The following is a 14,756-nucleotide window of genomic DNA, read 5'->3' as shown; positions in this document are numbered from 1 at the left end:
GCCAGTCCGAGCAGAAGATGCTCAGAACGCCTTGCGGATTCCGATCTTGAAGTTGCGACCCAGCGGGTTCGCGGTGAAGGGGTCGTAGCTGTAATCGAGGGCGGCGAATCCCGGATCCTTGTCGAGCAGGTTGAGGACCGAGAGCGTCAGATCGGTTTCAGCCGGCAGCCCGATCCGCATCGTGAAATCGAGCGTCGTGAAGCTTGGGATGTCATAGCCCGGGGTGCCCGGTGCAAGCCGCTGATCCGTATATCCCTCGATATGGGTGACGGTCAGCCGCGCGTTGTGGCGGTCCCAGCCCACGTCCACGTACCCGTTCAGCTTCACTTCGGGCAGCGGATAGGCGGTCGTCTGGTAGTTGAGTTTGCCGACCGCCGAGAAGCCCGGTTGAACGAGGTCCTCCCCGATGAAGAAGTCGTTGGTCTGGAAATCGATCACGTAACTGCCGGTGACGCCCAGACCCCAGGTGCCGCGAGAGCCGAAGTCATCACGATAGCTCGCCATGAAGTCGAGTCCGGAGGTGGAGAGGCCTGCGCCGTTGGTGTAAAACGTGTCGATCGTCGTCACGTCGGCCAGTGTCGGCGCAAGCGTACCGCAGCCGCCTTCCGCCGGCCCGCCGGAGAAGGTGAAGCGGCTCGCGAGTGGATTGGAGCAGTCCGCCACCGCAGTGCCGGGCGTGCTCGATCCGTCCGTGCTGTTGAACACGGAATTGAGAAGGCCTGATAGCGGCTCGGCAACGATGTCGTCGGAGAAGTCGTAGCGCCAGTAGTCGACGCTGGCGCGGAAACCGCCGAGCTCCAGCAGCACGCCACCTCCGTAACTTTCCGCGCTCTCGGGAATGAGCGAGGGGTCGTCGTTCACACGCACTGCGCGGAACGAGCCGCCAACGAATTGCAGCGAGGTGAGGTAGTCGCCGGCAGTAAGGTAGGTGGACGGCGGCGCCCGGAATGTGGTCTGGTAAGATCCCCGCAAGGCCAGCCAGTCCGTTATCTGGAAGCGAGCGCTTGCCTTCGGGTCGAAGGTGGAGCCGACGGACCCGCCATAGTCCTCGTAGCGCGCGGCAAGCTGGATATCGATCCGATCCCCGATCGGGATCTGCAGTTCTCCGAAGAAGGCGTAGACCTCCTGCATACTGGAGTTGGGCTGGTCGGAGCCGAGGAAACCGAACAACCCGATCGGGCGTGCGCAGTCCTCCACGCCAAAATCGAGCGATCCGGGGCAGGGGTAGATGTCGAGATTGTTGTACGGGCCGTAGGCCGCGTCGTAGTCGTTGCGGCGATACTGGGCGCCGAGGGCATAGCCTATCCCGTTGCCCCCGCCGAGGCTGATCCCGGTATTACCGCTGAACACCAGGTTGGCGACCTTGAGCTCGTTCGAAATGCGACTGGACGATTTCTTTGTGAAGTAGTCGAAGACCGCGGGATCGTTGGCGACCGCTGCGTTGTAGCCCGGGTTGGTCTCGCCGGTCGCCGGATTTCCCTCGATCGCGTTCGAGAACGGGTTGTAGAACATGCAGGGACCCACGCCGGGCGTACCGGTCAGGGGGTCGCAATTCTCGCCGCCAAGGCCGCGCAACGCGAGTTGCACCCTGTCGATGATCGTGTCGTAGCCTGTCGATTCGCGGATGTACTTGTGCCAGGTGCCGCTCAGTTCCCAGTTGAATGCATCCGAGTGGCTTCCGCGCACCGCGCCGGTAAAGCGCATCGATTCGCCGTCGCGGGTCGCAGGTGCGGCGCCTTCGATCCCGTTCTGATCCCGGAAAAGCGGATTGCCGCCGAGCAAGGCTGTTCGGAACACGCCCGCTGCAAGGAGCGCGCTGTTTGCTCCCGAAGGGAACTGGTCCGGATTGGCCTCACGGTAGGCGATCAGGCCCGGGTTGTTGGGCGGAACCCAGAACTGCGAGCCGATGGGGTTCGCCAGGCCGGGGGTTGGCGTATTGAGAATAAGGTAGCTCGGTGAGGAGTTGGCCGAGATCGAAGTGTGCCCGAGCAGGCCGGAAAACTCTGCCACGATCTGGTCTGTCAGGTCGATTTCGGTTTCCAGATAGGCCTGCCAGCGGTCTTCCTTCTCCACCAGCAGATCGAACGGCGTGTACTGACTGGCGCAGCGGGTTGCGCTGTCGATATCCGTGGGGGTCGAGTTGTTGACCGGAATGCCGCCCAGGTCATCGCACCCGCGGTCGACCTCGAAGCCGCCGGTTAGGCCAACGAAGGTTCCGGGATAGAAGGCGAAAGGCAAGAAGGCACCCGGGTTCCCGCCTTCGGTAAAACCGCCCGCGGGGTTCTCGGTGTAGGGGCGAATGGCGAAGTCACGTTCACTCGCCGCGAGCGGAGAGCGGTGCTGGTAGCCGAAGCTCGCGAGTACGCGCAGCCCGTCGCCATCGTGGCCGAACGCGCCCGAAGCGGTCCAGTCTCCGTCGGAGCCCTCGATGAAGCGGTAATCGCCGCTGAGTACCAAGCCGTCGAGCTGTTTGTTGGTGATGAAGTTGACCACGCCGCCGATCGCATCGGAGCCGTAAGTCGCGGCCGCGCCGTCCTTGAGCACTTCGATCCGCCCTATTGCTGCGGAGGGCAGCAGGTTGGCATCGACAGAAGGCACCCCGATCGGCGTATTGGCGAGCCTCTGACCATTGAGCAGGACAAGGGTGCGCGAGGGGCCGAGACCGCGCAGGTTCACCGTGGACACCCCTTCTGACCCCTGGGAGCGCGAGTCGAACTGGTTCGAATCGCCGAGAACGCCGCTCGAACCCGGAAGATTCTTGAGGAGGTCGACCGCGGTGGGCGAACCCTGATTTATCAGCTCTTCCTGCGAAATTACGTCAACCGGCAGGGCCGCGTCCTCAGGCGTTCCGCGAATGAGCGAGCCCGTGACGACGATGACCGGGTTTTCAGGCGCGGCGCGTTGCGGGGGCTCCTGAGGCTCGGCTTGCGCCATGACCGGGCTGGCGCCGGCGACTCCCATAACGAGAGCCGACAGGGCGCACGTGTACCGAAGACCGTGTTTTCTCATCTTCCTCTCCTCTCCTGTGGGTTGTGCTCTCAGGCACATACCCACTTATCGAAAGTGGAGTATTTCGGGACACTCCTGTCAAGCTCTTTTGTGAAATGAATGTGCCTCTGCAGCTCGCCGATGTTTTCGAAGAATGCCCGGACCATGCCTCTGAAAACATGCCGCGCGGGCACTATTGATGACTCGGTTGTCGAGGAAAATGCCCGATCGCCCGTCACGTACCTCGTCTTGAGAGGGTGTTTTCGTGGGCGGAAGCGTCGGTGGCGCGTGGGGCGGTCGATTGGTTTCGACTTGCCACTCATACCCTGAATTCGAACAATGTATGCACGGGCGGGAAGGTTGCTGGGCCTGCCTCCGCCTCATTTGCGCCTGCGGCGCAAATGGGGCGGTTATCTGGCGAGTTCGAGTGTGATCGCGTCAGCCGTTGAAGGTTTCGCCGCGCGCGGCTTTGCCGCGCAGATAGTCGCTGACCGGAAGGCCGTGCTTCTCCAGCCCGGCAACGACCGTGTCGAGCCCGATCGTATCGGCCCAGAACATCGGACCGCCGGTGTAGATCGGCCAGCCGTAGCCGTTGATCCACACCACATCGATGTCGCTCGCGCGCTGCGCCATCTTCTCGTCGAGGATCTTCGCGCCTTCGTTGATCATCGGATAGAGCAGCCGCTCGCGGATCTCGTCCTTGGAGATATCCCGTTGTGCATGCCCTTCCTTGGCGGCGAAATCGGCGATGATTGTCTTGACCTCGTCGGAAGGCGTGCGGTTACGCGCTTCGTCGTAGTCGTAGAAACCCTTGCCAGTCTTCTGGCCGAAGCGGCCCACGGCGCAGAGCGCCTCGCGTACGGTGGTGACCTTCGACGGATCACGGTGCCAGCCGATGTCGATGCCGGCGAGGTCGCCCATCTGGAACGGGCCCATCGGGAAGCCGAACTCGAGCAGAACGTCGTCGACGTCCCAGTAGTTCGCGCCTTCCATGATGAGTTGATTCGCCTGCTCCTGCCGCTTGGAGAGCATGCGGTTGCCGATGAAGCCCGGGCACACGCCCGAGACGGCGGCGACCTTGCCGATCTTCTTGGCGAGCTTCATCGAGGTTGCGAGCACGTCGTCGCGCGTTTTCGCGCCGCGCACGACTTCGAGCAATTTCATCACGTTCGCGGGCGAGAAGAAGTGTAGGCCGAGCACGTAGCCGGGGCGCTGGGTGGCCGCCGCGATCTCGTCGATGTTGAGGTAGCTGGTGTTGGAGGCGAGGATCGCGCCCTGCTTCACCACCCCGTCGAGCGTGCCGAACACTTCCTTCTTCACGTCCATGTTCTCGTAGACCGCCTCGATCACCAGGTCGCAGTCGGCTAGGTCGGCGTAATCCAGGGTGGGGGTCAGCAGACCCATCGCAGTGCCGACCTGCTCCACGGTCATGCGGCCGCGCTTGGCCGTGTTCTCGTAGTTCTTGCGCATGACGCCGGTGCCGCGATCGAGCGCTTCCTGCTTCATCTCAAGGATTGTCACCGGAATGCCCGCGCTGAGGAAGTTCATCGCGATGCCGCCGCCCATCGTGCCGGCGCCGATCACACCCACCTTCTTGATCGGAATCAGCGGCGTATCGGCGGGAACGTCGTCGATCTTGTTCGCGGCGCGCTCCGCGAAGAAGTAGTGACGCATCGCCTTCGACTGCGTGCCGCCCATCAGCCTGGCGAACAGCTCGCGCTCCTTCTTCACGCCTTCGGCATAGGGCAACTCGCCCGCCGCCTTGACCGCCTCGATCGCGGCGTTAGGCGCATCGAAACCGCGCATCTTGCGGCCGTTCTTCTGGCGGAAATCGTCGAAGATGGCGGGGTTCTTCACCCCGTCTTGGTTGGCCGTTCCTTCCGATGCGCGCGGCACCGGCTGGCCGATCTTCGATTTTGCGAAGGCGATCGCGTCCGCCTCCAGGCTGTCCTCACCGACGATCTTGTCCACCAGGCCGATGGCTTGCGCCTTCTTTGCCGAGATCGGATCGCCGGTGGCGACAAGCGGCAGCGCGGCTTCGGCGCCGACCAGGCGCGGCAGGCGCTGCGTGCCCGCGGCGCCGGGGATCAGCCCGAGCTTGACTTCGGGCAGGCCGATCTTCGCGCTCGGCACCGCCACGCGGTAATGGCAGGCGAGCGCGACTTCGCACCCGCCGCCCAGCGCGGTGCCGTGGATCGCGGCGACCACTGGCTTATCGCTTGCCTCCAGCTTGTCGAGCGCTTCGGGCAGGCTGGGGCCTTTGGGCGCTTTCCCGAATTCGGTGATATCCGCGCCTGCGAAGAACGTGCGCCCGTCGCAGCGGATTACGACCGCCTCGATCCCGTCGTCGGACAACGCCTCCTCGATCCCGGCGGCGAGCCCGGCGCGCACGGCTTGGCCGAGGGCGTTCACCGGCGGATTGTCGGAGATGATGACGAGCACGTTGTCGTGGCGTTCGGTGCGGATCGGCGTAGTCATTGTGCGCTCCTTCATGCGTAGCTTTCCGCCAGAGCCGAGTAGATCAGCGTCTTGAGCTGGCGGCGGATGGGATAAGTGGACGAGGGGTAGAGCTGTGTCATGAAGACCACGGTGATCTTCTCGAGCGGATCGACGAAGAAGGCGGTCGAGTAAGCGCCGCCCCAGTAGAATTCGCCCTTGCTCGCGGGCATCAGCGTCCTGGCCGGATCGATCACCGTAGCGAAGCCGAGGCCGAAGCCGGTGCCGGCGTTGTTCGCTTCGGAAAACAGGCTCTGGCTCATCTGTGTGAGATCCGCACCGCCGGGCAGGTGGTTGGCGGTCATCAGGTCGAGGGTCTTGGGTGCGACGATCCGCGCGCCGTCGAGTTCGCCCTTCTGCAGCAGCATGGTGCAGAAGCGGTGGTAGTCGGTCGCCGTGCCGATCAGGCCACCGCCGCCGCTGTCGAACTTGCCGTTCTCGAGCAGGCGGCTCTCCGCAGCACGGTCGACCAGTCGCGGCGCCTTGCCCGGACGGTAGCCATAGGCGTCCGCGAGGCGGTCCGCCTCACCCGCGGCAACGTGGAAGGCGGTGTCGGTCATCCCCAGCGGTTCGAAGATGTGCTGGCGGAAATAGTCGCCTAGTCGCATCCCCGAAATGCGCTCGACGGCAATGCCGAGCACGTCGGTCGAGACCGAGTAGTTCCAGCGCGAACCGGGCTCGAACTCGAGCGGAATCTCGGCCAGCGCGGCGACGTATTCGTCCGAGGTGAATTTGCCGCGCGAGAGATCAAGCTCCGCCGCGCGATAGGCGGCGTCGACGCTGCTGCGGTTCTGGAAGCCGTAGGTCAGCCCCGACATGTGCGTGAGAAGATCGACGAAGCGCATCGGTCTGCCGCGCTGCATCGGGGCGAAAGGCAACGAGCCGCCGCCGCCTGCGTAGGCGCCCAGGTTTGCGAACTCGGGAATCACCCGGCTCACCGGGTCCTCCAGCGCCACCTTGCATTGCTCGACCAACTGCATGAATGAGATGGAGGTGATCGGCTTCGTCATGCTGGCGATGCGGAACAGCGCATCGTCGCGCATCGGCGCACCATCGTCGCGCAAAACCCCGAAATGCGCGTGGTGTACCGGCTTACCTTCGCGAGCGACGAGCAATTGGGCGTTCTTCAGGCGTCCCGTCTCGATGTATTGCGCATCGAGAAAGGCGTCGATCCGGGCGAGCCGGGCCTTGTCGAAGCCGAGCGCTTCCGCATCCGTCAATTCGATCATGATCTCTCCCGTATCGTGCCGTTTTCGGCATACCTCTTTTTCTGACTGCTGCTGATAGACGATTTTTCGCTCTTTTGAAGCCTCATACCTGAAATTCAGAAAACAACCAGTTGCACCTTGCCACGCAGCGCCCCTTCTGCATAAATCGCGGGCAAAGAATCGCACAAGACGAAACGAACAGAGGATTGCCCGAATGCGCGACGCCGTCATCGTATCCACCGCCCGTACTCCGCTCGCCAAGGCCATGCGCGGCGCTTTCAACGCGACTCATGCCGTGCAACTCGGCGCATGGTCGGTCGCCGCCGCGGTCGAGCGTGCCGGTATCGAAGGCGGCGAGGTCGACGATGTGATCATGGGCGCCGCCAACCAGCAGGGCCAGCAGGGCTTTAACATCGGCCGACAGATCGCGCTGCGCGCCGGGCTGCCGGTCGAGGTCGCAGGGATGACGATCGACCGGCAGTGCTCGTCCGGCCTGATGGCCATTGCGACGGCGGCCAAGCAGATCATTGTCGACCGCATGGACGTCTGTGTCGCGGGTGGGGTGGAATCGATCACGTCCCTTCGCTCGGGCAAGCCGAACACGCAGCGCGATGAAGAGCTGCTCAAGATGCATCCCGACATCTACATGCCGATGATCGGCACGGCCGAGACCGTCGCCAAGCGCTACGGCATCAGCCGGGAGGCGCAGGACGAATATTCGCTCCAGTCGCAGCAACGCACCGCGGCGGCGCAGGCGGCGGGCAGGTTCGACGACGAGATCGTACCGATCGCCACAACGATGAACGTGACCGACAAGGCGACCGGAGAGATCAGCCAGCGCGACGTCACCATCACCATGGACGACTGCAATCGGCCGGATACAACGCTGGAAGGGCTGGCGAAGCTCGCGCCCGTTATGGGGGAGGGGCACTGCATTACCGCCGGTAATGCTAGCCAGCTTTCGGACGGCTCGGCCGCTTCGGTGCTGATGGAGGCGGAGATCGCCAAGGCGCGCGGGCTCGAGCCGCTCGGCCGCTACGTTGGAATGGCGGTGGCAGGCGCCAAGCCCGACGAAATGGGCATCGGGCCGGTTTTCGCGATCCCCAAGCTGCTCGAGCGTTTCGGACTCGGCATCGACGATATCGGCCTGTGGGAGCTGAACGAGGCCTTCGCGGTTCAGGTGATCTACTGCCGCGACGAGCTCGGCATTCCGGACGACCGGCTCAACGTCAACGGCGGATCGATCTCTATCGGCCATCCCTTCGGCATGACCGGTGCGCGCTGCGTCGGCCATGCTCTGATCGAAGGCAGGCGCCGCGGTGTGAAGCATGTCGTTGTCACCATGTGCGTCGGCGGCGGCATGGGTGCTGCCGGCCTGTTCGAGGTGCTCTGATCATGGCGACGCAGGCAAAGGATCTCGCCTCCGCCATCGGCTGGACACCGCCCGCGGGCTGGCCCGCGAGGACGCGGGAGGAATGCAAGGCGATCCTCACCGCGCCTGGACAACGCTTCGAGATGGAGACGATCGACATTCGCGGCGTGCCGACGCGCGTGTGGAAGAACGCCCCGCCGAACCTGCGGGCAATCGCCATGGTCGGGCGGATGCATGGCAGCCGCGAGTTCACGATCTACGAGGACGAGCGCGTCACCTATGACGCATGGTTCCGTGCGGTCGCGAAGCTGGCGCACGAGTTCCAGGCGCGCGGCGTGGTAAAGGGCGACCGCGTCGCCGTGGCGATGCGGAACCTGCCCGAATGGCCGGTGGCTTTCTTCGCTGCAGTGACGATTGGTGCGATCTGTGTGCCGCTCAACGCCTGGTGGACCGGCCCGGAGCTCGCTTACGGCCTCAGCAATTCCGGCACGAAGCTGCTCGTCTGCGACGACGAGCGGTGGGAGCGTATCACGCCCCATCGCGCCGAGTGCCCCGCTCTGGAGACTGTTTTCGTCTCGCGCTGTCAGGGCGATCCCGAGGGCGCCGAGCGGCTCGAAAATGTGATCGGCACGCCAAAGGGCTACGCCGATCTGCCGCAGATGGAATTGCCCGTGGTCGACATCGCGCCCGAGGATGACGCAACGATCTTCTACACCAGTGGCACCACGGGCAATCCCAAGGGCGCGCTCGGAACGCACCGCAACCTGTGCACCAACATCATGTCGAGCGGCTATAACGCCGCCTGCGCGGTGCTGCGCCGGGGCGAGGAGATACCCGAACCTACGCACAAGGTGGGGCTGACCGTTATCCCGCTGTTCCACGTCACGGCCTGCTCCGCCGGCCTGATGGGCAACATCGCCGCCGGCCATACCATGATCTTCATGCACAAGTGGGACCCGATCAAAGCCTTCGAGATCATCGAGCGCGAGAAGGTGAACTCGACCGGGGGCGTGCCGACGATCGCCTGGCAGCTCATTGAGCATCCCGACCGCAAGAACTACGACCTGTCGAGCATCGAGGCGATCGGCTACGGCGGGGCGCCCTCGGCGCCGGAGCTCGTTCGCAAGATTCGCGAGGTCTTCGGCGCGCTGCCCGGCAACGGCTGGGGCATGACCGAGACGATGGCGACCGTCACCGGCCATTCGAGCGAGGACTACCTCAACCGGCCTGATAGCTGCGGCCCGCCGGTCGCCGTCGCGGACCTCAAGATCATGAACGAGGATGGCACGCAGGAGATGCCCACCGGCGAGGTCGGCGAACTCTGGGCCCGCGGGCCGATGGTGGTGAAAGGCTACTGGAATAATCCGGAGGCGACCGCCGAAACATTCGTGGACGGCTGGGTCAGGACCGGCGATCTCGCGCGGCTCGACGAGGAAGGCTTCTGCTACATCGTCGACCGGGCGAAGGACATGATCATCCGCGGAGGCGAGAACATCTACTCGTCCGAGATCGAGAACGTGCTCTACGATCACCCGGCGGTGACCGATGCCGCACTGATCGGCCTGCCGCACCCGCAGCTCGGCGAGGAGCCGGCCGCCGTGGTCCACCTGGCCCCCGGCACGACGGCGAGCGAGGAGGAACTCCAGGCCTGGGTCGCTGGCCGGCTGGCCAAGTTCAAGGTGCCGGTACGCGTGGTATTCACCGAGGACACGCTGCCGCGCAACGCGAACGGCAAGATCCTGAAGAAAGATCTGGCTACGCTGTTCTAGCGTGTACGAAGCCCCGGGGCTGTTGGCACTTTCGCCCGCGCTATTGTAACGGGCCTGACATGGGGGACGCAATGGCGAGCAAGAGTGCCGAGACGAGGCGGTTTGGTGAGAAGCGCCAGGCCATCATCCATGCCGCTTCGGTGCTGATCAACGAGGTCGGGGTCAAGGCGACGACCTTGTCCGATGTCGCGCGCGCGATCGGCCTCAACGCCACGAGCATCACGTATTACTTCTCGCGCAAGGAACAGCTCGTCGTCGCGGTTTACGAGGCGACGCTCGACCTGATGGAAGAGATGGCGCGCGATGCGCTGGCGGCGCCCGATCCGGCCTCGCGCATGCGCCGCTATATCGCCGAGCATGTCGCGCTGCGGCGGCGCATCCGGGGCGGCGAGAAAGGGCTGGTGACGGCGCTGTCCGAAATCCGCACGCTCGATGCGGATGCGCAGGCGCCGCTGCTCGCGCGCTACCGCACGGTGGTGAAGCTGGTGCGCGGTTTCTTTGGAGAGGCGCGATCCGATCGCGAACACGCGCTGTTTTCCGCCCGTGCGCACATATTGCTGGAGGCGATGATGTGGTGGCCCGTGTGGTCGCTGCGCTATTCGTCGCTCGATTTCCCGCGAGTTGAAGAGCGGATGTTCGACATCCTCGCGCACGGCATTCCGGCCGAACCGGATCGCTGGTCCCCTCGGCCTTTACCCGACGGCGGCTGGCGCACGCAGGAAGCGGCCAAGCCAAGCCAGAACGACGAGTTCCTGCGCGCCGCCACCGTGATGATCAACCAGCGCGGCTACCGCGGCGCGTCGGTCAATCGGATCGCGAAGTCGCTCAACGTGACCAAGGGCAGCTTCTACCACCATCACGACGCCAAGGACGATCTCGTGCTCGCCTGCTTCCAGCGCAGCTACGATCGTCTGTCCGCCGTGCAGATGGCCGGGCAGACGATAGAGGCAGACTACTGGACGCGGCTGTCGAGCGTGCTGCGCGAGCTGCTCGACGTGCAGTTCTTCGACGCCATGCCCTTGCTACGCACGACCGCGCTCCAGTCCCTCGACAGCGATCAAAGGGTCGATGTGGTCACGCGCTCCAACCGGCTGGCGCGGCGCTTTGCCGGGATGCTGATCGACGGAATTGCGGATGGCTCGGTGCGCCCGATCGATCCGCTGGTCGCCAGCCAGATCATCATGTCGACGCTCAACAGCGCCTACGAGGCGCGCAACTGGGCCGAGCGGTTCGGCGACCCTGAACTGGCCATCCAAACCTATGTTTCTGCGCTCTCGTCCGGCCTTCTCGCGCCAACGGCCGCCGACTGATCAGCCTTCCGCGAGATTCCGCGGCTCACGCACCCGGAAGACGAGCAGCAAGAACGCGATCACCAGCGCTCCCAGCACGACGGCGAACAGGGGCGCGAAACCCTGCGCGGCGACCAACAGGCCAGCGAGCACCGGGCCCGACGCCGCGATTACCCCTTCGACCGTGGTCACGAAGCCGAGCCGCATCGGGGTATCCTCGGTGCGCCCGAATTCGAGCACCATCGTGCTTGCCGCGAGCATCCATCCCGAGCTGCCGAAACCGAGCAGGATGAAGGCGCCGTAGACCGGCATGGCAGTTTCAGCGAAGATCAGCAGGGTGACCCCGCCGATCGAGCAGAGCAGCGACAGCGCGTAGACGATGCGGAAGCCGAAGCGGTCCCCCAACGGGCCCCAGACGATGTTCGAAACGGTGTCCGAGCCGAGGAACACGAAGCTGAGACCGCCGATCAGTGCGCCGTCGAGTCCCAGCAGGACGCCCGCATAGATCGTCCAGAACGGCGCGCCGACCCGCGCCATCGTGGCGAAGCTCTGTGCACCGAGAAAGTTCGCGAAGTCCCGGTCCGAAAGAAGCTCGGGAAATTCGCGGATGCGGTCGCGCCAGGGGATCTGCGGGCGCGACACCGGCGCCGGGGGTTCGCGGATCATCGTCTTGAGCACGACGAGCCCCGCGCTCGTAAGCAGAAAGGCGAAGAGGAACGTCGTCGCGTAGCCGTTGCCCAGCCAGTCGCCGGCGATGAACCAGTTGCCGGCCACCCAGGCGAGAACCGCCGCAATCAGCCCGCCCGCGAAATTGCGATAGCCCTGCAGCCGTCCACGCTTCCTGATCGGGATCAGCTTGCTCATCAACATCTGGAAGGCGACGCGCTGCGCCCCGGTGAAGAAGCCGAGCAGTACGAAGAAGGCGAACGTCGCGACCAGCAGCAGGTTGCCGGTCAGGAACCAGGCAGCCAGCGCGAGCCCGAGGATTTGCACCCGCATCAGGGAGCCGACCCGAATCGCGTAGGGCAGGATATGGCTGCGATGCTCGATCCGCGCACCGCTCGCGATCGGGCTGATCGTCGCACCGAGCTGGAGAAGGGCGCTGCCGAGACCGACCGCCGCCGCGCTCCCTGTCAGCAGCATCAGGTAGGCGGGGATGATCGTCGGAGCGTACATCAGGCGGAAGCCCGTCATGCCCAGCACGCCGTGGATGAAGTTCGCCCGGTAGTTGCGCTTCAGGTTCTCGTCGACGAACCGCGCATGATCGGCCAGCGCCCGTCGTTGGACGCTGGCCGTATCGGAGAGACCTTCGGGATCCTCAAGCGGATCCAATGCCTCAATAGCCGCCGATCCGGGCGAACCGGTCGCGCAGGTACGAGGTGCTGCCCCAGCTTGCCTCGAGCACGCGCGCGCGCTTGAGATAGAAGCCGATGTCGTATTCGTCGGTCATGCCGATGCCGCCGTGGAGCTGCACGCCCTCGCGGCTGATCGCGTGGAGCACGCGGTTGGCCTCCGCCTTGGCGATCGTGGCCGCCCGCGCGACACCAAAGCCGCTGTCAAGCGCCTGCAGGCCGCCTTCGACTGCCGAGCGCATCATGGCGAGATCGCCGAGCAGGTCTGCCATGCGGTGCTGCAGCGCCTGGAAGGTGGCGAGCACCTGATTGAACTGCACGCGCTGCTTCAGATAGGCGAGCGTGGTGTCGAACACCGCCTGCGCCATGCCGAGCATTTCGCAGGCGGTCAGGATACGCGCACGATCGAGCACATCCTCTAGCAGACTGTCGCCGCCGCCGGCGAGCCCATCCGCCGCCGCGCCGTCGAACGTCACCTCGGCATGGCTGCGCTGGTCGGTCAGCTTGCGCGTCGAGAGAGACACACCGTCACCTTTCTCGATAAGGTAGAGCCCATCCGCCGCCGCGACCACGAAGAGGTCGGCGCTATGCGCCTCGTGGACGAAGGCCTTGGTGCCGGAAAGCTTCCCACCCGATACGCTCGCGGCGATCTTCGCCGGGTTGTGATGCGGCCCCTCGTCGATCGCGAGCGTGCCGATCGCTTCGCCGCTCGCGAGCTTCGGCAGCCATTTCGCCTTCTGATCCTCGCTGCCGCCGAGCACGATCGCCGCGGCCGCGAGGGTCGTGGCGACGAGCGGGCTTGCGGTCAGCGTCTTGCCCAACTCCTCGATCACCAGCCCGGCCGAGAGCCAGCCGAAATCCGACCCGCCGTGTGCCTCGGGCACGATGATGCCGGTCCAGCCCATCTGGGCCATTGCCGTATACGCGTCGCGATCGAAAGCTTCGGGCGCGCCGCTCGTGCGGACTTTGCGGAAGGCCGCCACGGGGCTTTCGTTCGTGGCCCACTCGCGCGCCATGTCGCGCAGCATTTCCTGTTCTTCGTTGAGAACCGCCATGTTCTTCGCGCCCTCTTACTGGTGGTCGAGCATGCCAAGCACGCGCTTGGCAATGATGTTGTTCTGGATCTCGGTCGAGCCGCCGTAGATCGTGGTCGCCTTGCCGAAGAGCCAGGCGCGCACGCCGGAGAGCTCGGCCTCGGTGAAGCCTTCGCCTTCCCAGCCGAGGCCCTGCAGGCCCATGATCTCGATCATCAACTCGGCCCGCTCCTGCCCGAGCTTGGTGCCGAGTTTCTTGAGCACCGAGCTGATTTCGGAGACGCCGCCGGCGGCCTTACTTTCCTCCGTCGCGCGGCGCGCGGTGAGGAGGAAGGCATTCCAGCGGATCTCGAAATCGGCGATCCGGTCGCGCAGGACTTTGTCGGTGATCGCGCCGCTCTCGTCGGTTTCGACGTACTTCTTCGCGATGTCGGCCAGGCTGGCGCCCATCATTCGCGCCAGGCTGCCGCCGCCCGAGAGGTTGGTGCGCTCGTGCTGAAGCAGGCGCTTGCCGATGGTCCAGCCCTGGCCTTCCTCGCCGACGAGGTTTTCCTTCGGCACCTTCACGTCGGTGAAGAAGGTTTCGCAGAACGGGCTCATGCCGCTGATCATCTGAATCGGTTGGACCTCGACACCCGGCGAATCCATGTCGATCAGCAGGAAGGAAATGCCCTTGTGCTTGTCGCTCTTGTCGGTGCGCACGAGGCAGAAGCACTTGTCGGCCCATTGCCCGCCGCTGGTCCAGGTCTTTTGGCCGTTGACGAGGTAATGGTCGCCCTTGTCCTCGGCGGTGGTCTGCAGGTTGGCGAGGTCGGAGCCGGCGTTCGGCTCAGAATAGCCCTGGCACCAGCGGATCTCGCCCCGGCAGATCGGCGGGATGTGCTTCTTCTTCTGCGCCTCGCTGCCGTATTCGAGCAGGGTCGGGCCGAACATCATCACGCCCATGCCGCCGATCGGATTGTAGGCGCCGGCCTTGGCCATTTCCTCGTTCAGGATGGCCGCCTGTTTGCGCGATAGCCCGCCGCCGCCGTATTCCTTCGGCCAGGTCGGCGTGCCCCAGCCGCGGCTGCCCATCGCCTCGCGCCATGTCTTCTGCGCCGCGCCTTCCTCCGTCGGTCCATCGACGCCGGCAAGCGCGCTGCCCTTGCCCTTGAGCTCGGGCGCGAAGTTCTCGGCCAGAAAATCGCGCACTTCCTCGCGGAAGGCATCGTCCTCACTTGGCGGTGGCACGTCGGGCTGGGTGGCCAT

At 64.8% G+C, this 14,756-nt stretch carries 9 protein-coding genes; 3 read left to right on the top strand and 6 right to left on the bottom strand.

Translation table 11 applies throughout. From position 1 onward, the window contains the following. Window positions 1–21: 21 nt before the first annotated feature. The 3 genes from AC3A5N_RS02030 to AC3A5N_RS02020 form a co-directional block, all read right to left on the bottom strand. Window positions 22–3,009, bottom strand: a complete 2,988-nt coding sequence (locus tag AC3A5N_RS02030; RefSeq protein WP_487735643.1) for a TonB-dependent receptor domain-containing protein — start codon at window positions 3,007–3,009, stop codon at window positions 22–24. A 417-nt stretch (window positions 3,010–3,426) separates the two neighbouring features. Continuing rightward, window positions 3,427–5,466, bottom strand: coding sequence for a 3-hydroxyacyl-CoA dehydrogenase NAD-binding domain-containing protein (locus AC3A5N_RS02025; protein WP_487735642.1), 2,040 nt, complete (start codon window positions 5,464–5,466; stop codon window positions 3,427–3,429). Window positions 5,467–5,477: 11 nt separating this feature from the next. Further along, window positions 5,478–6,713, bottom strand: a complete 1,236-nt coding sequence (locus AC3A5N_RS02020) for a serine hydrolase domain-containing protein (RefSeq protein WP_487735641.1) — start codon at window positions 6,711–6,713, stop codon at window positions 5,478–5,480. Between the two features lie 193 nt (window positions 6,714–6,906). On the opposite strand from AC3A5N_RS02020, the gene AC3A5N_RS02015 reads away from it, so the two are divergent. The 3 genes from AC3A5N_RS02015 to AC3A5N_RS02005 are packed head-to-tail and all read left to right on the top strand — an operon-like array spanning window position 6,907 to window position 11,143. Next, a complete protein-coding gene (locus AC3A5N_RS02015; RefSeq protein WP_487735640.1) occupies window positions 6,907–8,085 on the top strand; it encodes an acetyl-CoA C-acyltransferase in 1,179 nt (392 codons plus the stop codon). A gap of 2 nt (window positions 8,086–8,087) precedes the next feature. Further along, window positions 8,088–9,833 carry a class I adenylate-forming enzyme family protein gene (locus tag AC3A5N_RS02010; RefSeq protein ID WP_487735639.1) on the top strand — a complete coding sequence of 582 codons (1,746 nt, stop codon included), beginning with the start codon at window positions 8,088–8,090 and terminating at the stop codon, window positions 9,831–9,833. Between the two features lie 59 nt (window positions 9,834–9,892). Further along, window positions 9,893–11,143, top strand: coding sequence for a TetR/AcrR family transcriptional regulator (locus AC3A5N_RS02005; RefSeq protein WP_487735638.1), 1,251 nt, complete (start codon window positions 9,893–9,895; stop codon window positions 11,141–11,143). Here AC3A5N_RS02005 and AC3A5N_RS02000 read toward each other — a convergent pair whose 3' ends face one another. From AC3A5N_RS02000 to AC3A5N_RS01990, 3 genes are read right to left on the bottom strand one after another with little or no spacing between them, the layout of a single operon-like run. Continuing rightward, on the bottom strand, window positions 11,144–12,454 hold the full coding sequence (locus AC3A5N_RS02000) for an MFS transporter (RefSeq protein ID WP_487735637.1): 1,311 nt from the start codon (window positions 12,452–12,454) through the stop codon (window positions 11,144–11,146). A gap of 4 nt (window positions 12,455–12,458) precedes the next feature. Then, window positions 12,459–13,529 carry an acyl-CoA dehydrogenase family protein gene (locus AC3A5N_RS01995; protein WP_487735636.1) on the bottom strand — a complete coding sequence of 357 codons (1,071 nt, stop codon included), beginning with the start codon at window positions 13,527–13,529 and terminating at the stop codon, window positions 12,459–12,461. A 15-nt stretch (window positions 13,530–13,544) separates the two neighbouring features. After that, on the bottom strand, window positions 13,545–14,756 hold the full coding sequence (locus AC3A5N_RS01990) for an acyl-CoA dehydrogenase family protein (protein ID WP_487735635.1): 1,212 nt from the start codon (window positions 14,754–14,756) through the stop codon (window positions 13,545–13,547).

The sequence above is a fragment of the Pelagerythrobacter sp. Soil_C_18 genome, assembly GCF_057657235.1.
Note: the sequence above shows the minus strand (reverse complement) of the source record. Positions and strands in the feature narration are given on the sequence as shown.